The sequence below is a fragment of the Cupriavidus sp. FW216-B1 genome (assembly GCF_058789195.1).
In genome coordinates this window covers 74,061-99,269 of the sequence record NZ_JBYTEL010000019.1, presented here as the reverse complement: position 1 = coordinate 99,269, position 25,209 = coordinate 74,061, and the positions used below count along the sequence as shown (strand labels likewise).

25 protein-coding genes are annotated in these 25,209 nt (G+C 65.9%); 19 read left to right on the top strand and 6 right to left on the bottom strand.

Translation table 11 applies throughout. The features are described from left to right. Positions 1 to 131: 131 nt before the first annotated feature. From AC3WXD_RS27880 to AC3WXD_RS27865, 4 genes are all read left to right on the top strand, one after another. Entirely contained in the window at positions 132 to 1,544 is a 1,413-nt protein-coding gene (locus AC3WXD_RS27880) for a hypothetical protein (protein ID WP_492325077.1), read from the top strand. 435 nt (positions 1,545 to 1,979) lie between these two features. After that, on the top strand, positions 1,980 to 2,507 hold the full coding sequence (locus tag AC3WXD_RS27875) for a dCTP deaminase domain-containing protein (protein ID WP_492325076.1): 528 nt from the start codon (positions 1,980 to 1,982) through the stop codon (positions 2,505 to 2,507). After that, the gene (locus tag AC3WXD_RS27870) at positions 2,507 to 3,211 is read left to right on the top strand and encodes a dCTP deaminase domain-containing protein (protein WP_492325075.1); all 705 of its coding nucleotides are present in this window, start codon (positions 2,507 to 2,509) and stop codon (positions 3,209 to 3,211) included. Before AC3WXD_RS27875 ends, AC3WXD_RS27870 begins: the two co-directional genes overlap by 1 nt. Then, positions 3,208 to 3,741: a dCTP deaminase gene (locus AC3WXD_RS27865; protein ID WP_492325074.1), complete on the top strand. Its 534-nt coding sequence runs from the start codon at positions 3,208 to 3,210 to the stop codon at positions 3,739 to 3,741. The genes AC3WXD_RS27870 and AC3WXD_RS27865 overlap by 4 nt, the downstream gene beginning before the upstream one ends. 258 nt (positions 3,742 to 3,999) lie before the next feature. On the opposite strand, the gene AC3WXD_RS27860 is transcribed toward AC3WXD_RS27865, so the two are convergent. Next, positions 4,000 to 4,365, bottom strand: coding sequence for a YkgJ family cysteine cluster protein (locus AC3WXD_RS27860; protein WP_492325102.1), 366 nt, complete (start codon positions 4,363 to 4,365; stop codon positions 4,000 to 4,002). A 312-nt stretch (positions 4,366 to 4,677) separates the two neighbouring features. Here AC3WXD_RS27860 and AC3WXD_RS27855 point away from each other — a divergent pair, with 312 nt between their 5' ends. After that, positions 4,678 to 5,646, top strand: a complete 969-nt coding sequence (locus AC3WXD_RS27855) for a restriction endonuclease (RefSeq protein ID WP_492325073.1) — start codon at positions 4,678 to 4,680, stop codon at positions 5,644 to 5,646. A 53-nt stretch (positions 5,647 to 5,699) separates the two neighbouring features. Here the strand turns inward: AC3WXD_RS27855 and AC3WXD_RS27850 are convergent, their stop codons facing one another. Beyond that, positions 5,700 to 5,915, bottom strand: coding sequence for a type II toxin-antitoxin system Phd/YefM family antitoxin (locus AC3WXD_RS27850; protein WP_492325072.1), 216 nt, complete (start codon positions 5,913 to 5,915; stop codon positions 5,700 to 5,702). 620 nt (positions 5,916 to 6,535) lie between these two features. Here AC3WXD_RS27850 and paaG point away from each other — a divergent pair. The 3 genes from paaG to paaK all read left to right on the top strand — a co-directional run bounded on the left by paaG (position 6,536) and on the right by paaK (position 9,247). Then, positions 6,536 to 7,348: a 2-(1,2-epoxy-1,2-dihydrophenyl)acetyl-CoA isomerase PaaG gene (gene paaG / locus AC3WXD_RS27845; protein WP_020201960.1), complete on the top strand. Its 813-nt coding sequence runs from the start codon at positions 6,536 to 6,538 to the stop codon at positions 7,346 to 7,348. An 80-nt stretch (positions 7,349 to 7,428) separates the two neighbouring features. Continuing rightward, positions 7,429 to 7,875, top strand: coding sequence for a hydroxyphenylacetyl-CoA thioesterase PaaI (gene paaI / locus AC3WXD_RS27840; RefSeq protein ID WP_020201961.1), 447 nt, complete (start codon positions 7,429 to 7,431; stop codon positions 7,873 to 7,875). Positions 7,876 to 7,942: 67 nt separating this feature from the next. Then, on the top strand, positions 7,943 to 9,247 hold the full coding sequence (paaK, locus tag AC3WXD_RS27835) for a phenylacetate--CoA ligase PaaK (RefSeq protein ID WP_492325071.1): 1,305 nt from the start codon (positions 7,943 to 7,945) through the stop codon (positions 9,245 to 9,247). A gap of 19 nt (positions 9,248 to 9,266) precedes the next feature. Here paaK and mltA read toward each other — a convergent pair whose 3' ends face one another. After that, positions 9,267 to 10,427 (bottom strand): murein transglycosylase A, encoded by a 1,161-nt coding sequence (mltA, locus tag AC3WXD_RS27830; RefSeq protein ID WP_020201963.1) that lies wholly within the window; start codon positions 10,425 to 10,427, stop codon positions 9,267 to 9,269. Positions 10,428 to 10,515: 88 nt separating this feature from the next. On the opposite strand from mltA, the gene AC3WXD_RS27825 reads away from it, so the two are divergent. Then, positions 10,516 to 10,725 (top strand): hypothetical protein, encoded by a 210-nt coding sequence (locus AC3WXD_RS27825; protein WP_020201964.1) that lies wholly within the window; start codon positions 10,516 to 10,518, stop codon positions 10,723 to 10,725. Between the two features lie 59 nt (positions 10,726 to 10,784). Here the strand turns inward: AC3WXD_RS27825 and apaG are convergent, their stop codons facing one another. Beyond that, positions 10,785 to 11,159, bottom strand: a complete 375-nt coding sequence (gene apaG, locus AC3WXD_RS27820; RefSeq protein WP_020201965.1) for a Co2+/Mg2+ efflux protein ApaG — start codon at positions 11,157 to 11,159, stop codon at positions 10,785 to 10,787. Between the two features lie 177 nt (positions 11,160 to 11,336). Between apaG and rpe the strand changes: the two genes are divergently transcribed. The 8 genes from rpe to AC3WXD_RS27780 all read left to right on the top strand — a co-directional run bounded on the left by rpe (position 11,337) and on the right by AC3WXD_RS27780 (position 18,985). Beyond that, positions 11,337 to 12,050: a ribulose-phosphate 3-epimerase gene (gene rpe / locus AC3WXD_RS27815; RefSeq protein WP_020201966.1), complete on the top strand. Its 714-nt coding sequence runs from the start codon at positions 11,337 to 11,339 to the stop codon at positions 12,048 to 12,050. Further along, positions 12,047 to 12,778, top strand: a complete 732-nt coding sequence (gene gph, locus AC3WXD_RS27810; RefSeq protein WP_492325070.1) for a phosphoglycolate phosphatase — start codon at positions 12,047 to 12,049, stop codon at positions 12,776 to 12,778. The genes rpe and gph overlap by 4 nt, the downstream gene beginning before the upstream one ends. Before the next feature lie 519 nt (positions 12,779 to 13,297). Beyond that, complete coding sequence (gene trpE / locus AC3WXD_RS27805; protein ID WP_059415877.1) at positions 13,298 to 14,815, top strand: anthranilate synthase component I; 1,518 nt, start codon at positions 13,298 to 13,300, stop codon at positions 14,813 to 14,815. Between the two features lie 23 nt (positions 14,816 to 14,838). Next, positions 14,839 to 15,408, top strand: a complete 570-nt coding sequence (locus AC3WXD_RS27800) for an anthranilate synthase component II (RefSeq protein ID WP_020201969.1) — start codon at positions 14,839 to 14,841, stop codon at positions 15,406 to 15,408. Between the two features lie 62 nt (positions 15,409 to 15,470). Continuing rightward, entirely contained in the window at positions 15,471 to 16,508 is a 1,038-nt protein-coding gene (gene trpD, locus AC3WXD_RS27795; RefSeq protein ID WP_492325069.1) for an anthranilate phosphoribosyltransferase, read from the top strand. 37 nt (positions 16,509 to 16,545) lie between these two features. After that, positions 16,546 to 17,349: an indole-3-glycerol phosphate synthase TrpC gene (gene trpC, locus AC3WXD_RS27790; protein ID WP_059415879.1), complete on the top strand. Its 804-nt coding sequence runs from the start codon at positions 16,546 to 16,548 to the stop codon at positions 17,347 to 17,349. Between the two features lie 97 nt (positions 17,350 to 17,446). Next, entirely contained in the window at positions 17,447 to 18,085 is a 639-nt protein-coding gene (locus tag AC3WXD_RS27785; protein WP_492325068.1) for a CYTH domain-containing protein, read from the top strand. A gap of 96 nt (positions 18,086 to 18,181) precedes the next feature. Beyond that, positions 18,182 to 18,985, top strand: a complete 804-nt coding sequence (locus tag AC3WXD_RS27780; RefSeq protein ID WP_492325067.1) for a uracil-DNA glycosylase — start codon at positions 18,182 to 18,184, stop codon at positions 18,983 to 18,985. Here AC3WXD_RS27780 and AC3WXD_RS27775 read toward each other — a convergent pair. Next, the gene (locus AC3WXD_RS27775) at positions 18,982 to 19,290 is read right to left on the bottom strand and encodes an acylphosphatase (protein WP_020423708.1); all 309 of its coding nucleotides are present in this window, start codon (positions 19,288 to 19,290) and stop codon (positions 18,982 to 18,984) included. The genes AC3WXD_RS27780 and AC3WXD_RS27775 overlap by 4 nt on opposite strands. 248 nt (positions 19,291 to 19,538) lie before the next feature. Here AC3WXD_RS27775 and AC3WXD_RS27770 point away from each other — a divergent pair, with 248 nt between their 5' ends. Together AC3WXD_RS27770 and AC3WXD_RS27765 are read left to right on the top strand one after the other, a co-directional pair. Continuing rightward, a complete protein-coding gene (locus AC3WXD_RS27770; RefSeq protein ID WP_492325066.1) occupies positions 19,539 to 21,293 on the top strand; it encodes an ABC transporter permease in 1,755 nt (584 codons plus the stop codon). Between the two features lie 45 nt (positions 21,294 to 21,338). Beyond that, positions 21,339 to 22,700 (top strand): ABC transporter ATP-binding protein, encoded by a 1,362-nt coding sequence (locus AC3WXD_RS27765; protein WP_492325065.1) that lies wholly within the window; start codon positions 21,339 to 21,341, stop codon positions 22,698 to 22,700. Positions 22,701 to 22,763: 63 nt separating this feature from the next. Here AC3WXD_RS27765 and AC3WXD_RS27760 read toward each other — a convergent pair whose 3' ends face one another. Beyond that, positions 22,764 to 25,208, bottom strand: a complete 2,445-nt coding sequence (locus AC3WXD_RS27760; RefSeq protein WP_492325064.1) for an FUSC family protein — start codon at positions 25,206 to 25,208, stop codon at positions 22,764 to 22,766. Between the last annotated feature and the right edge of the window lies 1 nt (position 25,209).

Genomic DNA, 25,209 nt, shown 5'->3' with positions numbered 1-25,209 from the left:
CCACGTGCTGGCCGCTGACGAAGTCCCTAGATTCTACCGATAGAGCGGCTAACGTCCTCGGTTGGAGGGCTGAAAAATCAGGCAGGCTTCAGGCTCAGTAGTCCGGTCATCGAATACTCGCGGCATCGTGCTTGGCATTGCTGATCGGTTACTTTCGGCGTAGCGGAGGCAAGGGAGGGCGAATCTTTGATGATGTCGCACAGACCATGGAGCAGATCATTTTCATACGGAGAATGGCATTGAACCGCAGTGAACTATACAAAATGGTTTGGGAGAAGCCGGTCTCCAAGCTGTCGGCCGAATTAGGCATCTCCGATGTGGGATTGGCAAAGGCTTGCCGACGGCATGCAATACCAGTGCCGCCGCGCGGATATTGGGCGAAGCTCCAGGCAGGAAAGCGCCCGCCAAAGATCGCCCTGCCGGCTCCTGAGTTGGACACGATTGTGGATTTCGCGACTAATGATCTCGAGGAGCGTGCGAGACAGAAGTCGCTGCGAGACCAGCTCAAGAGCGCGATCAGCACAGAAATTGAGATTGCTGTTCGCGAGGTCGACGTTGTCATGCCGGCCGTGCTCGAGCGACCGCACCCCTTGGTCGTGGCAACCAAGCGTTTGGTGGATAGGACGCCGAAGCTGATAGCAGCACAAGCTCGACGGAGACTGGGCGAATGGTCGAAGCTTTCGGAAGATGAGAATCCGCCGCACGGCGAACACGGCCGCTACATGTTGTTCAGAGAGGGTGTCCTGAATATTACGGCTTCCCTCGATAGCATGGAGTGGATCCTGCGATTCCATGACGGTCTGCTGAAAGCGCTGAGTGAGGCTGGCATGAAGACTGAGTGGGTAAAAGGGGAGTCTGGCCGCAGAGCGGGAAGTGGCAATCGCGTACAACTCGTCATGGGCGGCGAGCGCTTTGCCTTGGAGTTTGCCCAGGGCTATCACCGAAAGAAGCTTTCAGCGTCAGAATATGCAAAACTCCGAAAGGAAAAGTCGTGGGCCAGCGAATACGTATACGAGCCAGCAGATCGCTTTTCTCTGAGGATCAAGGGCACAGAATATAGCGCCCGCAAGATTTGGGAGGCCACGGAGCAGAAGTTGCAAGAGCGACTGCGTGAGATTACTCACGAGATACTGGCATTAGTGCCGTTGCAGCGCATATCAAGAAGGGAGCGAGAAGCGCGTGAGGAAGAGAGCCGTAAGCGAGCCGAAGAGGAAGCACGGGTGCGCAGACGGCTTCTAGCACGCGAGGAGGTATTCAAGCAGGCGCTAAGCATTGTGGAGACGCACGAAAAGATTGCTCGGCTGCGAGAGTTTCTTAACGGTCTGTCCGTGCGTTGCGCAGAGTTTGTTGAGCCATATAACGAACGCGTTGCCGTATGGATTCGCGTCGTGCGGGAAGAGCTTGAGCGTACAGATCCCGTGCACGCTCAATTGCAGGCAAGTGTGGACGGACCCTCCTGGAGGCCTTGGCCACCCGAGTGGTGGCCGAAAGATGGCGATCTGCCGGGGTCGTCCGAAGGTCAAAGCCGCGAAGGCGGAACTTGAGCAGACACTGGTGAGGTTTCAAGCGTTCACTTGCTGTCCAGCGTTGTTGACAGGCGAATTGAATCGTACCGGCCGATACCGAGTCAGTCTCATTGCTGGGGCTTCCAAACAAACGCTCGCTTACCATGCCATTTCATCCCGGACAATGCTTGGCAACAGGCCTATGTCGATGACCGCCATGACGTCTTACGAATTTTTAGGTCACTAAGATCAGTCACGATTCTGAAAGGTGCTGTTCGAAACTGCCTCCTGGCGATGCCACGCAATCCCGCGCAGCCAAAGCTGGAACAATTTCTGAACCTCCTGTGCGCCAATTTTACGCTGTAAAGATCCCCTTTCTAACAGGCAGCCTGGCTAGAATCGTGTCCACATATCCATGATAAATTGAGGCGGGCCTACCAAGGTGCGTCCATTTCAAGATAACTGAGTAAGAACATGATCATTCCGCCCAGAGCTATCAGTGTGAAGGGAGACCAACTGCCAATCCTAAATCTCTCTGACAGAGAACTTCTGGATCCAGAAGGCGTTGGCTTTGACCTGCGGCTTTCCGGCATCCACACCCTAAAAGGCAAAGGGTCGTTGTTAGTCGAAACTCGGCAAACACCGAAAGCCACTCCGTTGGATCCAGATTCGGACGGCGTCTTCATATTGGAGCCAAAACGCTGGTACTTGGCCACAACGATGGAAACCATGAACCTGCCTGCGAACATGGCAGCTATGATATTTCCCCGAAGTACCCTCTTCCGTAGTGGAGTGGAGTTGCATACAAGCATAACCCCACCAGGGTATGAGGGACCACTGACTTTCGGGCTATCGGTCAGCCATGAGGAGGGTTTTCGGATTGCACAGGGGGCACGATTCTGCCATATGGTACTAATGCAGGTCCGAAAAGGCGCAACGAAGTATCGCGGTCAATGGAATCAAGGTCGTGTCGACTCCCCTAACGAAGAGAGGCAAGTGTAGTGAGTGTCATTCACGTTCAAAAGAGGTCCACAAGAGATGAAAAATCTTTTGAAGAGAACTCTTCGTCAGATAGGAGCTTTCTTTGGCTATCCGAGAAAGCAAATGTAGAGGCATTCTCGATCGATCTTACCGTGGGTGAACAATGGAGCGAAAAATATGGTCCCACGTCGAACGAAATGCACAGAATATCCGATACGGGAATGCAAATTCTCAGACATGGCTCAGTTGTCGTTACTTCAGCAGAAGAAATTCGGGTTCCACACAACATGTATGGCGTGCTTGTGCCGACTGGAAGTCTTTTTCTCGACAAAGGGGTCCTTATTGCTCCCGCGAAGGTGGAGCCTGCCTTCAATGGGAACCTGAAGCTTCGGCTTTTCAATACCACCGGAATTAAGCACACCCTGCAAATGGGAGACAAGCTCGGGTCTGTTATTTTTTTCTCGACGGAAACAACAGAATTTCAGAAGCCAATAACGAAGAAGAGCGTTTTGGTGTCTAAGCCAGCTCCTTTGAGCAGCCGTGCAATTCGCTGGGGTAGGACGCACGGCAGTAAGCTATTCAACTGGGCGGGCGGGTCGGTGGCGGCTGCTCTACTTGTTCACTTTGTCCTACAGCCGTACTTCCCAACTAAGGCTGCTCCCGCTGCTCCGAGCACATCGGCCACGTCGACCACGTCGGCGCCGCTTAAGAAAAATAAACCATGATTATCGTCTCTTCAAATTTGAGTGGCATCGCTCGATCGCTTGAAGTTTGTGATCCATCTCTTGTCGAAGAATTTTCGATAAAAATCAGGCTAGACCGAGAGATTCGCCGACTTCGGGAACCAGCGGAAGGCCTACCGCCCATCAAGTATGAATCCCAGATCAATCACGCATTATATTTTTGCGATTCAGAAAGAATTGCAGAAAGTCTAATTCTTGGTCCGCGGGAATGCGTTCTCGCCTGCTCGCAAGATGTTTATAACATGCCGCGCGGCTACTTTGGAATGATACAAACGAAGGGCAGCCTAGCTAGGATGTTTGTTTCGGCCACTGCAAACGACGGTCAGGTCGAGCCAGGCTACTCCGGCAAGCTTACGCTTGAACTTATAAACCACTCGCCATTCTCAATTGAGCTTCGGCCGAGCGCCGTGGTCGCACAACTTTTCATTCTGAGATGCAGTAGCGAGGTTTCAAAGCCGTACAGCGGGCGCTATCAAGGCGCTACAGGTCCAACGCTTCCAATCTTCGATTGAAGCCAACAGTAGTCAAACCACCCACTGCGATTTCCCAAGCTCGCTACAGTCAAGCGAGGCGAGACATTTTGTGACCCGAGGAAGCACAACACTAAGTGTCGGCTTCTTGGGACCTCCACCTAAAGAAGTCGAGCGTCCGCAAAGGGGCGATTGCGAGAGCTCGCCATCCTCGCGCCTGCTGCCCCTTGCGACGCAGCGAATGAGACGTCAAGACTCCCCGAAGAACTCTCGGATGTCTCCAGCGCCGCCGCCATTTCGCTAGATGATGACGTTAAACGCCTCGTATACGCCAGCAAATGTCGAACTACGGTCGATCATAGGAACCGGCGTGCTGTCACGATGTTGGAACTGGCAGACGGTGTTGTCGATGTCAAAGTTGACCATCGTGCGACATAGCAGCGGCCGATGCGCATAGATAGAACACGAGCCAGCCAAGAGAAAGGGACAAGGCGTCTTCGTTGTTGTGTACGGGGCTCCATAACGCGAGGCGCTCGTCAGGCGACGCGCAGGCCTCCCGGTTTTCGCAGCAATTAAGTCGGCTTCTGGCTGCCACAGCGCGACCTCTGCGTGACAACATGTCGCGCATCCTTGCTTACAAGCTATGGACCCCTTAGCAAGCGCCATGACCCGGTCCACATAGCCATACAAGAGTCCGAGGGCTTTTACGTCGTTGTCGGCATATTGTCTTCGTTGAACTTCCCGTCCCAACGTGCGCTGCTCCTTTTGCAGATCTATCGGAATGCGCCGGGAAAATGTTTCTGCGTTGCACATCATTACCGTCCTGCGGCGTACTAGTTCGGCTTCAGGGAGGGCCATAATAGAGCTTAGTTAGTGTATTTTAACTACGATCGGGACAGTCTAGCCGACGCTTTGGACTCGTCCGGCAAAACGCTTTGCCGAGTATGAAGGTCAACAGTGAGCTTCCACGGAGCAACTATGGAGAAGCGAGATGGAAAGCAACTTGAGAACCTTGTCGCTTTTGTGGAAGGACAGTTGAAGCCTGCGGGGTGTGTGGTCGAAACTAATACGCGCGTCTACGAAGACGGTGAACAGGTGGCCGAGTTCGATGTCACGCTCGCAGGCAGGTTTGGTTCGACAGAAATCCGATGGCTAATCGAGTGCCGCGACAGGCCAAGTCAACAGAAGATCGGTCGCAACTGGATTGAGCAACTCAACAGCCGTCGCGAAGAATATGGTTTCAACAAAGTTACTGCGGTAGCAACAACGGGGTACTCACCGGCAGCACAAAGCTACGCCAAGAGACAAGGAATTGAACTACGCACAGTCACACAGCTAACGCCAGAGGAGTTCTCAACCTGGTTGCCCACGGAAGGCATTCGACAACAACAGCGGTTGTGCCAGCTCACCTCAGCGAAACTCGGGCTTCCTCCGAGTGCTACGGAAAAACAAGCGAGAACGGTGTTGGCCACCCTCATTCCGCTAACCGGCCATGAGCCAGTACTGACCAATCTCCATGGCCAACAACTTTCGCTCGTGACTGCATTTGCGGCTGCTTGCGACCTTGGTCCCAATCTCTTCGATGGGATAGTCGCCAATCATCCCCCAGTGCCAGTCCGTTTAAGAGTCCAGTATCAGGATGCAGCGTGCTTGAGTATTCGTACCGAGCTTGGCGATATACCCGTTCCGGAGATCTTGTTTGAAGGCACAATCGCCATAAAAGAGACACTACTACCGCTGCATAAAGTCTCGCGGTACGCCCAGCTGTTTTCGGAGGATGAGATCTCACAATCGGCCCATTTTGAGCCGTTTGACATGAATGGGACGAAATTTTCTCTTGAACTACACCGTATCCCAGAAACGGGGTTTACAAACGTAGTTCTGCGCGTAGTCGAAACGCCTAAGGAAACAAAAAAGCGCCCGCGAAGGAATGCCGGGTCGAAATGATGCCTTATCTCAGTTTGTGAGCCGGCACAAGAGACGCGAAGCCCGCACTACGGTCAGTAGAAGCCATGCAGAGGAAGGTCGAAGTCGTCTGCAATGCGGATCTTACCTGCTAGCGTGCCAAGGCGGCGCGTAGAAGCTTTCTGCGCAAACGGTAGCAGCCGTGCGATCGGCTCCCCCCGACGGGTGATCACAACTTCCTCACCAGCTATCGCGGCCTCTATCAATTCCGGAAGCTGGGGGCCGGCGTCGACTACGTCTACCGCTCGCATAATGTGTTCTCCGAAGGAGCAACAGATAGACCGAAACTCACCTCACGATGAACTTAAAGCGGCTAATCTCCCCACTCTGCTCGGATTGATTCTGCATATGAGCGCGTGGCTGACGCCTGTCCGCTCCACAGCCCAAAGGCATCGGCCGTCCGTGTCTTCACATGACGATGGGCAACATAGGCTTTAATCGCATCGAGGATCACTTTTCTGCGCGGCCCCCGCTCTGCTTTAGCTAGAGCCGCGACCACTGCGTAGAGTTCGTCCGGCAGGTGAATCCGCAATCTCTTCATGTTACCCCTCCAGGGCTCTCAAGCCAGTGCGCGTCTAGTCGATCTTAGTTAATCAACATCAAGCCTCTCTGCTCCGCTGGGGTAAACGCCACCGACTTGGGCCTTGAGCTACACAAGACTCTGAAAACTGTGACGATCCTCTTGCGCGAAATGGCGCGCGACAGCTTCCGCACCGCCGGATAAGTTGCTATCATTTGCCGACCGACTGGTCGGTTAATTTTATCGGGCCTTTTTGTTGGGCCTTTTTGTCGGGCCACAACGCCTCCCATATAGAAGAGAGGCCGCGCGCCGGCCAGGACCACCAGCCACCACCCAAGGCAGGAGACAACGATGCCAGACACGCCCCCTCAGGCCAGCCTGACTTCCGGCCCGGTACTGCTCGCCTGGCACGGCCAGGTCGCGGTCATCACGCTCAACCGCCCCGACAAGCTCAATGCCTTCACGCGCGAGATGCACGCCGTGCTCCAGCAGGCGCTCGACCACGTCGAGGCCGGCGGCGCCCGCGCGCTGCTGCTGACCGGCGCGGGCCGCGGCTTCTGCGCCGGGCAGGACCTGGCCGACCTGGACTTCACGCCGGGCGCCATGACCGATCTGGGCGAACTGATCGACGTCTGGTTCAACCGGCTGGTCCGCCGCCTGCAGAAGCTGCCCCTGCCGGTGGTGGCCGCCGTCAACGGCACCGCCGCGGGCGCCGGCGCCAACCTGGCGCTGGCCTGCGACATGGTGCTGGCGGCGCGCTCGGCCAGCTTCATCCAGGCCTTCGTCAAGATCGGCCTGGTCCCGGATTCGGGCGGCACCTGGCTGCTGCCCAGACGCGTCGGCATGGCGCGCGCGCTCGGGCTGGCGATGACCGGCGACAAGCTCGGCGCCGACGAGGCCGAGAAATGGGGCCTGATCTGGGAAGTCATGGACGATCCGCTGCTGCCCGAGCAGGCGCTGGCGCTGGCCACGCACCTGGCGGCGCAGCCCACGCGCGCGCTGGCGGCCATCAAGCACGCCATGCATGCCGGCGCGAGCCAGGGGCTCGACGCCCAGCTCGACCTCGAGCGCGACCTGCAGCGCGAGCTCGGCGCCTCGCATGACTACGCGGAGGGCGTGAACGCCTTCCTGGAAAAGCGCGCGCCCCGGTTTACCGGGCGCTAGGCCGCCCGCCTCAACGCCCGCTTCAACGCCCGGCGATTGCACGCCTTCCCCACGCCTCCCCGCCCCACCAGGAGACCAGCTTGACCCAGACTCCACAGGCCCTCGCCGAAGCGGCCGCCGCCAGCATGTACGAAGCCGATGCCTGCAGCCGCTGGCTCGGCATCACCCTCGAGGCCGTGCGCCCCGGCTACGCGCGCCTGTCGATGCCGGTGCGGCCCGAATTCCTCAACGGCCACGGCATCTGCCACGGCGGGCTGATGTTCACGCTGGCCGATTCCACCTTCGCCTTCGCCTGCAACAGCCACAACATCAACACGGTGGCGGCCGGCTGCAGCATCGAGTTCCTCAAGCCCGTGCATGGCGGCGACCTGCTCACGGCCGAGGCCACCGAGCAGGTCCTGTCCGGGCGGCACGGCATCTACGACATCCGCGTCACCAACCGCGCCGGCGAGACCGTGGCGATGTTCCGCGGCAAGTCCGCGCAGATCAAGGGCCACGTGGTCGCCCCGACCGAGCCGGCGCGGTAGGCTTCGCCGCCATACACCCCCGCAAAACGCCAGCCGGAAACACAAGCCCCCACGCGCAGGAGACACCATGAGCACGCGCCTCACAGATCTGCCGCTAGAGCCGATCGAGACCGCCAGCCGCGACGCATTGCAGGCCTTGCAGCTCGAACGCCTGAAATGGTCGCTCGACCACGCCTACCGGAACTCGCCGGTCTACCGCCGCAAGTTCGACGCCGCCGGCGTGCACCCGGACCAGCTGCGCTCGCTGGCCGACCTCGCCCGCTTTCCGTTCACGGCCAAGCAGGACCTGCGCGACAACTACCCGTTCGGCATGTTCGCCGTGCCGCAGGACCGCATCGCGCGCATCCACGCCTCGTCGGGCACCACCGGCAAGCCCACGGTGGTGGGCTACACCCTCAACGACATCGACAACTGGGCCACAGTGGTGGCGCGCTCGGTACGCGCGGCCGGCGCGCGGCGCGGCGACAAGGTGCACATCAGCTACGGCTACGGCCTGTTTACCGGCGGCCTCGGCGCGCACTACGGCGTGGAGAAGGCCGGCCTCACCGCGATCCCGTTCGGCGGCGGCCAGACCGAGCGCCAGGTGCAGCTGATCCAGGACTTCAAACCCGAGGTCATCATGGTCACGCCGAGCTACATGCTGGCGATCGCCGACGAGTTCGAGCGCCAGGGCATCGACCCGGCCTCCACCTCGCTGCGCGTAGGCATCTTCGGCGCCGAGCCGTGGACGCCCGAGATGCGCGTGGCCATCGAGAAGCGCCTGGGCATCTCGGCGGTGGACATCTACGGGCTGTCGGAAGTGATGGGGCCGGGCGTGGCCAGCGAATGCGCCGAGACCAAGGACGGCCCGACCATCTGGGAAGACCATTTCTACCCGGAGGTGATCGACCCGGACACCGGCGAGGTGCTGCCCGACGGCGAATTCGGCGAGCTGGTCTTCACCACGCTGAGCAAGGAAGCGCTGCCCATCGTGCGCTACCGCACGCGCGACCTGACCCGCCTGCTGCCCGGCAACGCGCGCGCCGCGTTCCGCCGCATGGAGAAGGTCACGGGCCGCTCGGACGACATGATGATCATCCGCGGCGTCAACGTGTTCCCCTCGCAGATCGAGGAGCTGATCCTCAAGCACGCCGAGCTGGCGCCGCACTACCAGTGCGTGCTGACCAAGGATGGCCATCTCGACGTGCTGACCGTGCGCGTGGAGTGCGCGCACGGCGTGGACCCGGCCGGCACGCGGCAGGCCAGCGCGCAGCTGACCTACGACATCAAGGCCTACATCGGCGTGACCGTCGGCATCGAGATCCTGCCCGCCGGCGGCGTCGAGCGCTCGGTCGGCAAGGCGCGCCGCATCGTCGACCAGCGCCCGCGCTGAGCGGACGCACCGCCCTAGCCTAGCTGCGCGGCATCAGCACCCACATGCGGCCGCCTTGCTTCATGCGGCCGGCGGCCTCGCCGGCCGCGTCGCCGGCGCCCCAGAAGAAGTCGGCGCGCACCCCGCCCTTGATGGCCGAGCCGGTGTCCTGCGCGAACATCAGGCGCTGGATCGGCTCGGCCGACAGCGGCCGCGTGGTGGACAGGAACACCGGCACGCCGAGCGGAATGGTGGCCGGATCGACCGCGATCGAGCGCTCCGCGGTCAGCGGCACGCCGAGCGCGCCGACCGGGCCTTCGTTGGTCGGCGGCAGCTCGCGGAAGAACACGAAGCGCGGATTGACGTTGAGCATCTCGTCCACGCGGCCCGGATTGGAGCGCGCCCAGCCCTTGATGCCCTGCATGGTGGCCTGCGCCGGCGTGATCTCGCCGCGGTCCAGCAGCCACTTGCCGAACGAGCGGAACGGCTGGTCGTTGGTGCCGCCGAAGCCCACCCGCATCGTGGTGCCGTCCTGCAGGCGGATGCGGCCCGAGCCCTGGATCTGCAGGAACGCGGCTTCCACGGCGTCGTCCACCCACACCAGCTCGTGGCCGCGCAGCGCCGGGTTCTGCAGCAGCTCGCCGCGCGCCGGCAGCGGCCGGCTGCCCCACTGGGCCGGCTTGCGGTAGAGCGGAATCTGGTACTGGCCCTGGCGCGTGCGCGAGCCGTGCAGGATCGGCTCGTAATAGCCGGTGATCAGGCCGCTGTCGGTGCCGTCGCCGTTGACCACGCGGTACGGCTGGAAGTTGGATTCGAAGTAGGCGCGCATGGCGCCCAGGTCGCCGGCGTCGACCATCAGGCCGATCGCGCAGACGCGGTTCCATTCGGCGCGCTTCTTGAGCGCCTGGCAGCTGGCCTGCAGCGCCGGCCACGCGGCGCGCACGTCGTCCTGGCTCCAGCCGCCGATCTCGGCCCAACTGGCGGCCTGCAACTGGCCCTTCTGGCCGGAGGCGGCCGGCGGCACCCCGGGGCGCGCGCCGCCAGGCCCCTCGACGCGCGGCGGCGGGCCGCTCATGCAGCCGGCCAGCAGCGTCGCCGCCGCGGCCAGCGCGAGCCAGCCGGCGCGCCGCGCGCGCGCGGCGCCGGACACGGGCGCCGGCAGGAAAAAGGAGAAACGGGGAAAGGAATCCGGATAAGCCATCTTGATTGGGTAAGAACTCGGAACCGCGAGGACGGCCGCATCTGCCGATGCCCTACAATGCCCAGCGTCGCCTCCAAGTGATCCTGCCATGAGCCAGTTCTTCGAAGCCCATCCCATGCTGCTGTTCGCCCTCGAGGCCGGCGTGGCGCTCTTCCTGCTGATCTTCATCGTGGTCTGGACGATGGGCACGGCGAAAAAGAACCCGCGCCCCACCCGCGCGCCCGACGATCATCCCTCGCGCGCGGGCCAGGACGGCAGCGCCGCCCGCCAGGATCAGGACAGCGCGCCGGGGCACTAGGTTCCTCGCCACATCGGCATCACATCGGCATCACATCGGCACCGCGCCGGCACCGGCCATCAGTGGAGCATGCGCGGCAGCACCAGCGCGAACTCCGGAATCGGCACCTCGAAGCGGTGGCCGTCCTCGGCCACGCAGAAATATTCGCCCTTCATCGAGCCGATCGGCGTCGAGATGGTGGCCCAACTGGTGTACTCGAAGTGCTCGCCCGGCTTGAGCAGCGGCTGATGGCCCACCACGCCGAGGCCGGCCACCTCCTGCGTGCCGTTGTCGCTGTCGGTGATGACCCAGTGGCGCGAGATGAGCTGCGCGGCCACCTCGCCGGTATTGTGGATGGTGATGGTGTAGGCGAAGGCATGGCGCCCGCGCTCGGGGTCGGACTGGTCGGCCAGGTACTGGGTACGCACGGCCACGGAAAACGCGTATTCGCTCATTGTCGGCACATCGCGGCAGGATAGGGTAGCCGCATTGTGCGGCAACGCCGGGGGTGCGGCAAGCCGCGCGCCCGGGCCTGGCGCGTCCGGCATGGCGGCCTTGCCCCGCCCGGGAAGGGTAAAATACCGGACTTCGCGCTAGATTTGCGCTGAACGCACCCCCACGAGCCCGCCGCCATGAGCACCGCCGACTACCGCATCGCCCCCTCCATCCTGTCCGCCGACTTCGCCCGCCTGGGCGAAGAAGTCAAGCGCGTGACCGCGGACGGCGCCGACTGGATCCACTTCGACGTGATGGACAACCATTACGTGCCGAACCTGACCGTGGGCCCGCTGGTGTGCGAGGCGATCCGCCCGCACGTGACGGCGCCGATCGACGTGCACCTGATGGTGCGCCCGGTGGACCGCATCGTGCCGGACTTCGCCAAGGCCGGCGCCAACATCATCACCTTCCACCCGGAAGCCAGCGAGCACGTCGACCGCACGCTCGCGCTGATCCGCGACCACGGCTGCCAGGCCGGGCTGGTGTTCAACCCGGCCACGCCGCTGAACCACCTCGACCACGTCATGGACCGCCTCGACGTGATCCTGCTGATGTCGGTCAACCCGGGCTTCGGCGGCCAGTCCTTCATCCCCGAGACGCTCAACAAGCTGCGCGCCGCGCGCCAGCGCATCGACGCCTACGCCGAGCGCACCGGCCGGCGCATCCTGCTGGAGGTGGACGGCGGCGTGAAGGTGGACAACATCGCCGAGATCGCCGCGGCCGGCGCCGACACCTTCGTGGCCGGCTCGGCCGTGTTCGGCAAGCCGGATGCCGACGGCGGCTACAAGGGCGTGCTGGCGGCGCTGCGCGCCGAACTGGCCAAGGCAGCCAAGGCGGGCCGGCAATGAGCACGGCCCGGCTCAAGCGCACCGACTGGCGCGGCATCCGCGGCGTCATCGTCGACCTGGACGGCACGATGGTCGACACCGCCGGCGACTTCCACGCCGCGGTCAACGCCATGCTGGCCGCGCTGGCGCATCTGCACCCGCATCTCGGGCCGCTGGCGCCGCTGGCGCGCGAGCAGATCGTCAGCTTCGTCGGCAAGGGCTCGGAAAACCTGATCCGGCGCGTGCTCGACGCGCGCCTCTCGCCGGCCCACGCCAACGGCATGTTCGCCGACGCGCTGGCGCTGTACGACCGCGAATACATCCACATCAACGGCCAGTTCTCGCACGTCTACCCCGGCGTGGCCGAAGGGCTGGCCGCGCTCAAGGGCGCCGGCCTGCGCCTGGCCTGCGTCACCAACAAGCCGCACAACTTCACCGAGCCGCTGCTCGCCAGGACCGGCCTGGCGCGCTTCTTCGAGCTGGTCTACGGCGGCGACGCCTTCGCCCTGCGCAAGCCCGATCCGCTGCCGCTGCTCAAGGTGGCCGAGGCGTTCCGGCTCGAAGCGGCCGAGATGACCGCCATCGGCGACTCGGAAAACGACGCCCGCGCCGCGCGCGCGGCCGGCATGGGCGTGCTGCTGGTGCCTTACGGCTACAACCACGGCAACCCTGTACAAGGCGTCGACGCCGATGGTATAGTCGATTCCATTGCCCAGGCGGCTGAGGTGCTTGCGTCACATTGCAGATAAAGCGATTGGCGGATCGGGCACCGGCGGCAAGAGCCAGGCAAGCCTCCAGCGGCGCCGGACACGACCCAACGGTTTTCTCCGGACCGCCGCATCCAAACCGTAAATCGCTGAACACGATTTCATGTTTCTGAACCGCAAGCGCATCTCTTCTGGCAGTGATCGGCAGGCCTGGCCCTGGCGTCGCTGGCGTGCCTTCCAACAGGCGTAAAGTGCGTTCGCGAGTCTCCTGACCGCCCCCGTCTTCCCGGATCTGCTGCATCGTCGATGCACTAACATGGAACGGGGCCGGCCAGACCGGCAGGTTGCCGGACCTTCACAGTATTCCCAGCCGCCCGACATCCCAGGCCCCGCGCCTGCTGTCCCCCGAACGCGCTGCACGCCCACCCCGGCCGTGCGCGGACGCTTGTTCCGCGCCAGGTCCTTCCCCGGGGCGGGTCTGACGACCTTCCAGCCCCAAGTTGCCGACATCGCGGCGAGCGCACAGCCCAGGGCACCGCGCCGCCGCACAAGAGGATCGACATGACCGAACTGGAATTCAAATCGCTGGCCGAGCAGGGCTACAACCGCATCCCGCTGATCGCGGAGGCGTTCGCCGACCTGGAAACGCCGCTCTCGCTCTACCTCAAGCTGGCGCAGTCGCAGACGCGCGGGGTCAACACCTTCCTGCTCGAATCGGTGGTGGGCGGCGAGCGCTTCGGCCGCTACTCCTTCATCGGCCTGCACGCGCGCACGCTGCTGCGCGCGCACGGCATGCGCACCGAAGTCGTGACCGACGGCCACGTGGTGGAAACCCACGAAGGCAACCCGCTCGACTTCATCGCCGCCTTCGAGCAGCGCTTCAAGGTGGCGCTGCGCCCCGGCCTGCCGCGCTTCTGCGGCGGCCTGGCCGGCTACTTCGGCTACGACGCGGTGCGCTACATCGAGAAAAAGCTGGCCGCCACGCAGAAGCCGGACGACCTCAACCTGCCCGACATCCAGTTGCTGCTGTGCGAGGAGCTGGCCGTGATCGACAACCTGTCCGGCAAGCTCTACCTGATCGTCTACGCCGACCCGACCACGCCCGAGGCCTACGCCCGCGCGCGCCAGCGCCTGCGCGAGCTGCGCATGAAGCTGCGCCAGCCGGTGGACGTGCCGGTCACGAGCCCGTCGGTGCAGACCGAGGTGTTCCGCGAGTTCGACAAGGCCGACTACCTCGCCGCCGTGCACAAGGCCAAGGAATACATCATGGCCGGCGACATGATGCAGGTGCAGATCGGCCAGCGCCTGGTCAAGCCGTACCGCGACGCGCCGCTGTCGCTGTACCGCGCGCTGCGCTCGCTCAATCCGTCGCCGTACATGTACTTCTACAACTTCGGCGACTTCCAGATCGTGGGCGCCTCGCCCGAGATCCTGGTGCGCCAGGAAACCCGCCGCAGCGGCAGCAACGGCGACCAGCGCGAAGACCACATCGTCACCATCCGCCCGCTGGCCGGCACGCGCCCGCGCGGCAACACGCCGGAGAAGGACGCGCAGCTCGCCACCGAGCTGCTCGGCGACCCGAAGGAGATCGCCGAGCACGTGATGCTGATCGACCTCGCGCGCAACGACATCGGCCGCATCGCCGAGATCGGCTCGGTCAAGGTCACGGACCAGATGGTGATCGAGAAATACTCGCACGTGCAGCACATCGTCAGCTCGGTCGAAGGCACGCTCAAGCCCGGCATGAGCAACCTCGACGTGCTGCGCGCCACCTTCCCGGCCGGCACGCTGTCGGGCGCGCCCAAGGTGCACGCGATGGAGATCATCGACGAGCTCGAGCCGCGCAAGCGCGGCATCTACGGCGGCGCGGTGGGCTACCTGTCGTTCGGCGGCGAGATGGACCTGGCCATCGCCATCCGCACCGGCATCGTCAAGGACGGCAATCTGTACGTGCAGGCCGCCGCCGGCATCGTCGCCGACTCCGACCCCGAAGCCGAATGGAGGGAAACCGAAGCCAAGGCGCGCGCCGTGATCCGCGCCGCCGAGCAGGTCCAGGACGGCCTGGACTCGGACATCTGAACGCCAGGGAACAGGGAACCGCCATGCTGCTGATGATCGACAACTACGATTCGTTTACCTACAACCTCGTCCAATACTTCGGCGAACTCGGCGCCGACGTGCGCACCTACCGCAACGACGAGATCACCATCGAGGAGATCGAGGCCCTCAAGCCCGACCACATCTGCGTCTCGCCCGGGCCGTGCAGCCCCAAGGAAGCCGGCATCTCGGTGGCGGTGCTGCAGCACTTCGCCGGCAAGGTGCCGCTGCTGGGCGTGTGCCTGGGCCACCAGGCCATCGGCGAGGCCTTCGGCGGCGAGGTGATCCGCGCCAAGCAGGTCATGCACGGCAAGGTCAGCCGCATCGAGACCACGCAGGAAGGCGTGTTCGCCGGCCTGCCCCGGCACTTCGACGTGACGCGCTATCATTCGCTGGCGATCGAGCGCGAGACGCTGCCGGCCTGCCTGGAAGTGACGGCGTGGACGCCGGACGGCGAGATCATGGGCGTGCGCCACAAGGAGTTCGACATCGAGGGCGTGCAGTTCCACCCCGAGTCGATCCTGTCCGAGCACGGCCACGCGCTGCTGGCCAACTTCCTCAAGGCGCGCCGATGAGGCGGCTCGACACCCCCATCGCCACCGCGCCCGCGCCTGCCCACGACACGAACGAGACCGCCATGTCCATCACGCCACAGGAAGCCCTCACCCGCTGCATCGAACACCGCGAGATCTTCCATGACGAAATGCTGCACCTGATGCGGCAGATCATGCAGGCGCAGATCTCCCCGGTGATGGCCGCGGCCATCCTGACCGGGCTGCGCGTGAAGAAGGAAACCATCGGCGAGATCTCGGCCGCGGCGCAGGTGATGCGCGAGTTCGCCAACAAGGTGCCGCTGGGTTCAATCAAGGACCGCGAGAACTTCGTCGACATCGTCGGCACCGGCGGCGACGGCTCGCACACCTTCAACATCAGCACCGCCTCGATGTTCGTCGCGGCCGCGGCCGGCGCGCGCATCGCCAAGCACGGCAACCGCGGCGTGAGCTCCAAGTCGGGCAGCGCCGACGTGCTGGAGGCGCTCGGCGTCAACATCATGCTCACGCCCGAGCAGGTCGGCCAGTGCATCGAGCAGACCGGCATCGGCTTCATGTTCGCGCCCACCCACCACCCGGCCATGAAGAACGTGGCGCCGATCCGCAAGGAAATGGGCGTGCGCACCATTTTCAACATCCTCGGCCCGCTCACCAACCCGGCCGACGCGCCCAACATCCTGATGGGCGTGTTCCACCCCGACCTGGTCGGCATCCAGGTGCGCGTGATGCAGCGCCTGGGCGCCAAGCACGCGCTGGTGGTGTACGGCAAGGACGGCATGGACGAGGTCTCGCTCGGCGCCGCCACGCTGGTCGGCGAGCTCAAGGACGGCGAGGTGCGCGAGTACGAGATCCACCCCGAGGACTTCGGCCTGTCGATGATCTCCAACCGCGGCCTCAAGGTGGCCGACGCCATCGAATCGAAGGCAATGCTGCTCGAAGCGCTGACCGACGTGCCCGGCACGCCGCGCGAGATCGTCGCGCTCAATGCCGGCACCGCGCTGTACGCCGCCAACGTGGCCGGCTCGATCGAGGACGGCATCCGCCGCGCGCGCGATGCCATCGCCAGCGGCGCCGCGCGCGGGAAGCTCGACCAGTTCGTGCGCGCCACGCAGCAGTTCAAGTAATCCGCACCGCGCGCCGCGCACCGCAAGAGAAACCCGCATGTCCGACATCCTGAACAAGATCCTGGCCGTCAAGGCCGACGAGGTCAGCGCCGCGCGCAAGAAGCGCGACCTGCCCAGCCTGCGCGCCGAGGCCGAGAGCCTGCGCGCCGAGCCCGGCCTGGCGCCGCGCGGCTTCGAGCGCGCGCTACGCGAGAAGATCGCCGCCGGCCACGCCGGCGTGATCGCCGAGGTGAAGAAGGCCTCGCCGTCCAAGGGCGTGCTGCGCGAGCACTTCGTGCCCGAGGCGATCGCCGAGAGCTACGCCAGCCACGGCGCGGCCTGCCTGTCGGTGCTGACCGACGTGAATTTCTTCCAGGGCCATCCCGACTTCCTCAGGCGCGCGCGCGGCGCCTGCCCGCTGCCCGCGCTGCGCAAGGACTTCATGATCGACCTGTACCAGGTCTATGAAGCGCGCACCTGGGGCGCCGACGCCATCCTGCTGATCGTCTCCGCGCTCGACCCCGGCCTGATGGCCGAGCTCGAAGCCTGCGCCCACGAGCTCGGCATGGACGTGCTGGTGGAAGTGCACGGCGGCGAGGAGCTCGACGCCGCGCTGCGCCTGAAGACGCCGCTGCTCGGCGTGAACAACCGCAACCTGCGCACCTTCGAGGTCTCGCTCGACAACACGCTGGACCTGCTGCCGCGCATTCCGGCCGAACGGCTGGTGGTGACCGAGTCCGGCATCCTCGGCCCGGCCGACGTGCAGCGCATGCGCGATGCCGACGTGCACGCGTTCCTGGTCGGCGAGGCATTCATGCGCGCGCCCGAGCCGGGCGTGGAACTGGCGCGCCTGTTCGCCTGACCCGGCCGGCATCGTCCGGCCGCGTCGCCCGACCGCACGCCCAACCGCACGCCCGATCGCACACACACCCGCACACCCACCGGAACCGCACACCGACATGGCCCAGGAAATCGAACTCAAGCTGGCGGTGCCCGACGGCGCCATGCCCGCGCTGGCGGCATGGCTGGACGCGCACGGCGAGGCGCGCGGCGAGCACACGCTGCTCAACGTCTACCTCGACACCCCCGCGCGCGACCTGGCCCGCGCGCGCGCCGCGCTGCGGCTGCGCCGCCGCGGCGCGCAGTGGCTGCAGACGCTCAAGACCGCCGGCAGGAGCGAGGCGGGGCTGGCCGCCCGCAACGAGTGGGAAACCGCGACTGCCGCCGAGGCCATCGAGCTCGGCGCCTTCCCGCCCGAGGCGCGCGAGCTGCTCGCGCCGCTGGCCGCCGCGCTGGCGCCGGTGTTCCGCACCGACTTCACGCGCCGCACCTGGCTGATCGAGCAGGACGGCGCGCGCATCGAGGCCGCGCTCGACGTGGGCGAGATCACCGTGCCCGGCGCCGGCACGCGCGACGCCATCCACGAACTCGAGCTGGAATGGCTGCCCGGCAAGGACGGCCAGGGCCCGGCGCAGGCCGCCGCCGAAGCCGCGTTGCGCGCGCTGGCGCGGCGCCTGCAGCACGTGGCGCCGCTCAAGCCTTCCGACCAGAGCAAGGCCGCGCGCGGCTACCGGCTCGCGGGCACGGCCGACGCCTGACGCGCCCTCGCCGAACCTTTCCCTGATCCCTTTCTCGATCCCTTTCTCGATCCCTTTCCCGATCCCATTCCTGATCCCTTTCCCGCAGGCATCCGCATGAGCAAACCCACGAGCGCGCAGGCCGACCTGTTCGCCCCGGCCGCCGCCAAGGCGCCCCCGCCCGCCGACGGCCTGGACGCCCAGGCCGCCGCGCTGCCCGCCGCCTGGCGCGAGCTGCTCGCGCCCTGCATGCACGGCGAAGGCTGGCGGGAACTCGCCGCCTTCGTTGACGGCGAGCGCGCCGCCGGCAAGCCGGTGTTCCCGCGCGACGTCTTCCACGCGCTGCACCTCACCCCGCCCGAAACGGTCAAGGTGGTGATCCTCGGCCAGGACCCGTACCACGGCACCGGCACGGTCGGCGGCCACGAGATCCCGCAGGCGCACGGCCTGGCCTTCTCGGTGCCGGACGGCGTGCGCGTGCCGCCGAGCCTGCGCAACATCTTCAAGGAAATCGCCGCCGAGTACGGCGACAACGCGGCGCCGCCCGCCTCCGGCAACCTGGAAGGCTGGGCGCGCCAGGGCGTGCTGCTGCTCAACACCGTGCTGACGGTGGAGCAAGGCCAGGCCGCCAGCCACGCCCGGCGCGGCTGGGAAGCGGTGACGGACTGCCTGATCCGGGCCCTGTCCGCGGCCCGCCCCAACCTGGTCTTCCTGCTGTGGGGCAGCCACGCGCAGGCCAAGAAGCCGCTGCTGGCGGGCACGCACTACGTGCTCGAAGCGCCGCATCCGTCGCCGCTGTCGGCGCATCGCGGTTTTCTCGGCTGCGGCCACTTCAAGCTGGCCAACGCGTGGCTGGCGCGGCACGGCATGGCGCCGGTCGACTGGCGCGCGAGCCACGCTCGTCAGGCCCCCGCGCGCTAGACCGTCGGCAGGCAGTCGAAGCTGTCGAACACGCCCGCGCCGGCTTCCACCCGCAGGCCATCGACCTGCGCGGCCGGCGGCCCGCCGCGCATCCACTCGCGCAGCGCCGCGAGCCGCTCGGGCGGGCCGTAGGCCATCACCTCCACCGAGCCGTCGCGCCGGTTGCGCACCCAGCCGCCCAGCCCCAGCGCGCGCGCCCGGTCCTCGCACGCGGCGCGGTAGCCCACGCCCTGCACGCGCCCCGTGACCACGAGGTGCCACGTTGTCGGCCGATGCGCCCACTGGGGTCCCGTCTGCTGTTCCATCTGCTTTCTCCACGCCGCCGCATGAAACGGCTTTGCCATGCGATATAAGTAAACTAGGTGGCTACCCTAAGCGTTACCAGTATGGGCAGGCCGCTTGAGGTAACGCCGACAGCACTGCGACGCGCCGGCACCCGGCCGGCGCCCCTCCGGAATCCACGCACGGCCCCCGCCCCGCACGCCGATCCATCCAGGTCCCGGGCCACCCGGTCCCGCCGGGCAACCGCAGCCACCGAACTTCAGCCAAGACAATGCAGCAAGCCGAACACGACAAGGCCAGCGCGCGCACCTCCCCTGGCTACGTCAGCCAGTTGCTGACCGCGCCGCCGAACCGCTTCGACCTGGCGTTGCTGCCGATCATCCTGGCGGCGATCGTGCTGGTGGCCTTCGCCGCGCGGCAGATGGACGTGCCCTACCGGCCCGGCGAGCCGCTGGACGTGCATCTGGACATCGCCTACCTGCCGTACTACCTGCTGCGCACCAGCATCCGCATGCTGCTGGCGCTGGCGGCGTCGCTGCTGTTCTCGTTCGCCTTCGCCGCGCTGGCCTCGAAGAACCGCACGGCCGAGAAGGTCATGGTACCGGCGCTGGACATCCTGCAGTCGATCCCCGTGCTGGGTTTCCTGTCGATCACCGTGACCGGCTTCATCGCGCTGTTCCCGGGCAGCCTGGTCGGGGTGGAATGCGCGGCCATCTTCGCCATCTTCACCTCGCAGGCGTGGAACATGGCGTTCAGCCTGTACCAGTCGATCCGCACCATCCCCAGCGACCTGGTGGAGGCCGCGGCCATGTTCCGGCTGTCCGCGTGGCAGAAGTTCTGGCGCCTCGAAGTGCCGTTCGCCATGCCGGGGCTGCTGTGGAACATGATGATGTCGATGTCCGGCGGCTGGTTCTTCGTGGTGGCGTCCGAGGCGATCTCGGTGTCCGGCAACGACATCAAGCTGCCCGGCATCGGCTCCTACATCTCGCTGGCCATCCAGCAGCAGAACCTCGCCGCGATCGGCTGGGCCATCCTGGCCATGCTGGTCGGCATCGTGCTCTATGACCAGCTGCTGTTCCGCCCGCTGATCGCCTGGGCCGACCGCTTCCGCTTCGAGACCCTGGCGCAGGAGAACGAGCCGCAATCGTGGCTGCTCAACCTGCTGCGCCGCTCGGAGTGGGTCAGCCTGCTGCTGGCGCGCACCGCCGCGCTGGCCGAGCGCACGCTGGCCTGGGGCTCGGGGCGCAAGGCCACCGCGTCGCGCAGCGGCGACGCCCGGCGCGCGCTGTGGATCGAGCGCGCCGGCACCATCATGATCACGCTCGTCGCGGTGGCGGCGCTGTACCGCGTGATGCACTTCGTGCGCACCGAGGTGGGCTGGGCCGAAGTGGGCCACGTGCTGTGGCTCGGCCTGCTGACGATGGTGCGCGTGGTGGTGCTAATCTTCCTGGCCGCGCTGATCTGGGTGCCGATCGGCATCCGCATCGGGCTCAACCCGGCGGCGGCGCGCATCGCCCAGCCGGTGGCGCAGTTTCTGGCGGCCTTCCCGGCCAACCTGATGTTCCCGCTGGTGGTCATGCTGATCGTGCGCTTCGGCCTGAACCCGGAGATCTGGCTCAGCCCGCTGATGATTTTCGGCACGCAGTGGTACATCCTGTTCAATGTGATCGCCGGCGCCTCGGGCATTCCCACCGAGCTCAAGCTGGCCGCGCGCAACTTCGGCCTGCGCGGCTGGCTGATGTGGAAGCGCTTCCTGGTGCCGGCGGTGTTTCCCAGCCTGCTGACCGGGCTGGTGACGGCGGCCGGCGGCTCGTGGAACGCCAGCATCGTGTCCGAATACGTGACCTGGGGCGACCGCACGCTGGTGGCCACGGGCCTGGGCAGCTACATCGCGGAGATGACCGCCAAGGGCGACTTTCCCCGCATCGCGCTGGGCATCGGCGTGATGGCGGTGTTCGTGGTGGGCTTCAACCGCCTGCTGTGGAACCGCCTCTACCTGCTGGCGCAGGAACGCACCCGTCTTTGATTGCGCTTTGACCCGATCTTTCAGCACCCGCACCGGAATTCCATCATGGCAAGCTCCCCCGCCACCACCGCCGCAACCGTAGCCGAACCCGTGGTCGAACTACGCGGCGTCTCCAAGATGTTCCGCACCGCCGACCACACCGACCGCGCCGTGCTCGAAGGCGTGGACCTCACGCTGCGCCGCGGCGAGATCGTCGCCATGCTGGGCAAGTCGGGCTCCGGCAAGTCCACCCTGCTGCGCATCATGGCCGGGCTGGTGGGCGCCGACCGCGGCGAGGTGCATTTCCGCGGCCAGCCGCTGCGCGGCACCGCCGAGGGCATCGCGATGGTGTTCCAGTCGTTCGCGCTGTTCCCGTGGCTGACCGTGCAGCAGAACGTGGAGCTGGGCCTGGAAGCGCAGGGCGTGCAGAAGGAAGAGCGCGCGCGCCGCGCCGAGGCGGCCATCGACATGATCGGCCTGTCCGGCTTCAACAGCGCGCTGCCGCGCGAGCTGTCCGGCGGCATGCGCCAGCGCGTGGGCATCGCGCGCGCGCTCGTGACCGAGCCCGACCTGCTGCTGATGGACGAAGCCTTCTCCGCGCTCGACGTGCTCACCGGCGAGACCCTGCGCGACGAGATGCTGGACCTGTGGGAAGACGGCCGCACCAACATCAAGTGCATCCTGATCGTCTCGCACAATATCGAAGAGGCGGTCATGATGGCCGACCGCATCGTCATCCTGTCGAGCGACCCGGGCCGCATCCGCGCCGAGGTCAAGGTGCCGTTCCCGCGCCCGCGCAACCGCGACTCCGCGCAGGTGCGCGGCCTGATCGACGAGGTCTACACGCTGATGACCTCGCCGGCCGCGCTGGGGCCGCGCGTCACCGCGCTGGCGGCCGCCAGCAACATCGGCTACCGCCTGCCGGACGCCGACATCAGCCAGATGGAGGCCATCCTCGACCTGCTGTGCGAGGCGCCCTTCCACGGCCGCGCCGACCTGCCGCACCTGGCCGAGGAAGCCGGCCTCACCGACGACGACCTGCTGCCCGCCTGCGAGGCGCTGCACCTGCTGCAGCTGGCCACCATCGAGCGCGGCGACATCACCGCCACCGGCCTGGGCCGCGCCTACTACGAGACCGAGCCGCCCGAGCGCAAGGTGCTGTTCGGCAAGCAGCTGCTGCTGCACGTGGCGCTGGCCGCGCACATCCGCCGCGAGCTGCAGCAGTCCGAGGACGGCGAGATCCGCGAGGAACACGTGCTGCGCGAACTGGAAGACTTCCTCAAGCCGGAAGAAGCCGAGCGCGTGCTGACCATCGGCATCGAATGGGGCCGCTACGGCGAGGTGTACGAATACAGCTACAACAGCGGCATGCTGACGCTGCCGCGCGAGGAGCCGCCGCCGGCGCCCGGCGCCGGCGCGCAGCCCTGACGGCGGCGAAGCTGCAACGAAGCAGCGATGAAGCGGCGATAAAGCGGCGCTGAAGCGGCAGCGCTAGCGCTGGCGCTGCCGCATGGCGCGGCCGATGGCGCCGGTGCGCAGCGCGATCTTGGCGGCGTCCTCGCGCAGCGCGCGCAGGCGGCGCTCGAGGATGGCGTTGGCGCTGCGCCCGGTGGAGCTTGCCGTGCTGCCGCCGCCCGGCTCGCGCCGGGCCGCGGTGGCCTTGGCCAGCTCGCCCGAGGCCGCGGCCTGCACCAGCACGTCGGCGCGGCGGCGGTCGGCAGAATCGGCCAGGCGCGCGCGGCGCGCGCTGGCCTCGTCGGCGGTGGAAGTGGCATCCACCGCCGCGTTGAGCACGGCCGCCGCCAGCGGCGCGGCGCCCGCCGCGGACACATGGCCCGGCCCCGCTTCGGCGCCGGCCCTGGGCATGGCGGGCCCGGCCCCGACCGCGGCCGCCGCCGCGGTGGCCGGCTCTCCGGGGCGCACGAATCCCACGCCGCGCCCGCCCGCGCGGTCGTCCTCCACCAGCCGCTCGCTTGCCAGCGCGAGGCTGTTCGTGGCGGCGTCGATGGCCTGGCGGATGGCGGCCTCGGCCGCCGGCACGTCGAGCTCGCCGTAGTGCTCGCGCACCTGGATGCGCGCCGCCGCCACGTGCGCGGCCACCAGGTAGTTCTGCACGATGAAGCGGCTCAGGTTGTCCACCGCGCGGTGCCGGCTCTTGGGCTCGTCGAGCATGCGCTGGAACGAGCCGATCAGCGCCGACAGGCTGTCCATGAACTGCTTGCGCTGCACGCGGTAGGCGAAGTCGTCCTTGGCCACGCGCAGCAGCAGGTCGCGCGTGGCGGCGATGTAGCGGCGGTTGGCCTGCAGCACGTTCTCCACCAGTGCGGGCAGCGCGCGGTACTCCCAGCTCGGCAGCACGAAGCTGAACACCGAGGCGATCACCCCGCCGATCACCGTGTCGATCAGCCGCTCGCCGGCCACCGTGGTGCTGCCCGGCAGCAGCAGGTTGATCTGGATGAGCACCTGCACGCAGGCGGCCACCGCGGTGTAGCGGTACTTGATGGTGGAGAACGCCGTGCCCGCCACCAGCGCCACGAACAGCACGCCGAGCAGCACCAGCGGCTGGTGCACCACGCGCAGCACCGCCACCGAGATCGCGCAGCCGATCAGCGTGCCGATCAGGCGGTCGTTGTAGCGCTGCTTGGTCATGCTGAAGTTGGGCTTCAGGATGACGATGATGGTCAGCAGGATCCAGTAGCTGTGCGAGACGTAAGGCAGGTGGTCGGCGATCCACAGCCCCGCGCCCACCGCCAGCGTGATGCGCAGCGCGAAGCGGAACGCCGGCGACTTCCAGTTCAGGTTGTCGCGCAGCACCTTGAGCTCGTAGCGCTGGCGCGTCAGGAACGGCGTCATGTCCGGGCCGGGCAGCACCTTGCTGGGCTCCACCGGCGTGCGCGAGGCCTCGTGCAGCTGCGCCACCAGCGCGATGGCGCCCTTGATCATGTCGAGCGTCTCGGCCAGCGCGGTCATCGCCGCGGGCGGGATGTGGTGATGGCGCAGCTGCGCGATCTCGGCCTCGACCGCGCGCAGCTCCTGGCGGTAGTCCACCTCGGCATAGGAGTAGCGCCCGCGCGTGATGTCGTAGGCGATCGACTCCACGTCCTGGCACATCAGCTGCACCAGCCGGCGCAGGTGGTCCAGCACCGGCGTACCGGCGAAGGTCTGGCGCAGCAGCGGGTAGTCGGTGTTGGTGGAGAGGATGTACTCGTACAGGTCCAGCATGCGCAGGTGCGCCTGCACCAGCAGCCCGTCATGCGTGGTGCGGTTGCCGCGCAGCACCAGGTCGCGCGCGGCCTGCTGGCGCTCGGCCACCACGATCTGCTGGCGCACGAGCTGGTTGAACTGCGCCTCGTAGTCGTTGCCGGCATCGTAGAAGCCGGCCTTGATCTCCAGGTAGCCCGCCATCTCGTACAGCGCCTCGGCCAACACCTGCTGCTTGGTGCGCCGCTGCGTGGCCCAGCTCACCGCCATCGCGTAGCCCATGTAGGCCACCGCGCCCGCGCCGAACAGCAGCGCGTGCTCCAGCGCGCGCCGCACCACGAAATCCTCGTTGACGGTCAGCGTCATGACGAACAAGGCCGAGAACTGCAGCGGCAAGGTCTTGTTGCCGTAGGCCGTCATCATGCCGGCCATGAACGTCACCAGCACCAGCACCAGCGGCATCACGCGCGGGAACGGCGTGGCCATCGCCACCGCCAGCGTGACCGCCGTGCACAGCAGCACGCTGGCCAGCATCTCGTTGAACTTGTGGTTCAGCGGGTTGGGCAGGTCCATCAGGCTGGTGCACAGCGCGCCGATCGACACCACCATCGCGGTGGGCAGGTCGGTGAACTGCATGGCCACCAGCGTGGCGCCGATCACCCCGGTGGCCGAGCGCAGGCCCCGGTAGACGTAGTGCGAGTAGATGAAGGTGCGGGGATCGTGCGCGTATTCCATG

What these genes read in the sequence shown, in the direction of transcription:
- AC3WXD_RS27765 (WP_492325065.1), top strand. Translation starts at nt 21,339, where the DNA reads ATGGCAAGCTCCCCCGCCACCACCGCCGCAACCGTAGCCGAACCCGTG.
- AC3WXD_RS27785 (WP_492325068.1), top strand. Translation starts at nt 17,447, where the DNA reads ATGGCCCAGGAAATCGAACTCAAGCTGGCGGTGCCCGACGGCGCCATG.
- AC3WXD_RS27850 (WP_492325072.1), bottom strand. Translation starts at nt 5,915, where the DNA reads ATGCGAGCGGTAGACGTAGTCGACGCCGGCCCCCAGCTTCCGGAATTG.
- trpD (WP_492325069.1), top strand. Translation starts at nt 15,471, where the DNA reads ATGTCCATCACGCCACAGGAAGCCCTCACCCGCTGCATCGAACACCGC.
- AC3WXD_RS27855 (WP_492325073.1), top strand. Translation starts at nt 4,678, where the DNA reads ATGGAGAAGCGAGATGGAAAGCAACTTGAGAACCTTGTCGCTTTTGTG.
- mltA (WP_020201963.1), bottom strand. Translation starts at nt 10,427, where the DNA reads ATGGCTTATCCGGATTCCTTTCCCCGTTTCTCCTTTTTCCTGCCGGCG.
- AC3WXD_RS27865 (WP_492325074.1), top strand. Translation starts at nt 3,208, where the DNA reads ATGATTATCGTCTCTTCAAATTTGAGTGGCATCGCTCGATCGCTTGAA.
- AC3WXD_RS27770 (WP_492325066.1), top strand. Translation starts at nt 19,539, where the DNA reads ATGCAGCAAGCCGAACACGACAAGGCCAGCGCGCGCACCTCCCCTGGC.
- AC3WXD_RS27825 (WP_020201964.1), top strand. Translation starts at nt 10,516, where the DNA reads ATGAGCCAGTTCTTCGAAGCCCATCCCATGCTGCTGTTCGCCCTCGAG.
- rpe (WP_020201966.1), top strand. Translation starts at nt 11,337, where the DNA reads ATGAGCACCGCCGACTACCGCATCGCCCCCTCCATCCTGTCCGCCGAC.
- gph (WP_492325070.1), top strand. Translation starts at nt 12,047, where the DNA reads ATGAGCACGGCCCGGCTCAAGCGCACCGACTGGCGCGGCATCCGCGGC.
- trpE (WP_059415877.1), top strand. Translation starts at nt 13,298, where the DNA reads ATGACCGAACTGGAATTCAAATCGCTGGCCGAGCAGGGCTACAACCGC.
- AC3WXD_RS27860 (WP_492325102.1), bottom strand. Translation starts at nt 4,365, where the DNA reads ATGGCGCTTGCTAAGGGGTCCATAGCTTGTAAGCAAGGATGCGCGACA.
- AC3WXD_RS27800 (WP_020201969.1), top strand. Translation starts at nt 14,839, where the DNA reads ATGCTGCTGATGATCGACAACTACGATTCGTTTACCTACAACCTCGTC.
- paaK (WP_492325071.1), top strand. Translation starts at nt 7,943, where the DNA reads ATGAGCACGCGCCTCACAGATCTGCCGCTAGAGCCGATCGAGACCGCC.
- paaG (WP_020201960.1), top strand. Translation starts at nt 6,536, where the DNA reads ATGCCAGACACGCCCCCTCAGGCCAGCCTGACTTCCGGCCCGGTACTG.
- AC3WXD_RS27780 (WP_492325067.1), top strand. Translation starts at nt 18,182, where the DNA reads ATGAGCAAACCCACGAGCGCGCAGGCCGACCTGTTCGCCCCGGCCGCC.
- apaG (WP_020201965.1), bottom strand. Translation starts at nt 11,159, where the DNA reads ATGAGCGAATACGCGTTTTCCGTGGCCGTGCGTACCCAGTACCTGGCC.
- AC3WXD_RS27875 (WP_492325076.1), top strand. Translation starts at nt 1,980, where the DNA reads ATGATCATTCCGCCCAGAGCTATCAGTGTGAAGGGAGACCAACTGCCA.
- trpC (WP_059415879.1), top strand. Translation starts at nt 16,546, where the DNA reads ATGTCCGACATCCTGAACAAGATCCTGGCCGTCAAGGCCGACGAGGTC.
- AC3WXD_RS27760 (WP_492325064.1), bottom strand. Translation starts at nt 25,208, where the DNA reads ATGGAATACGCGCACGATCCCCGCACCTTCATCTACTCGCACTACGTC.
- AC3WXD_RS27775 (WP_020423708.1), bottom strand. Translation starts at nt 19,290, where the DNA reads ATGGAACAGCAGACGGGACCCCAGTGGGCGCATCGGCCGACAACGTGG.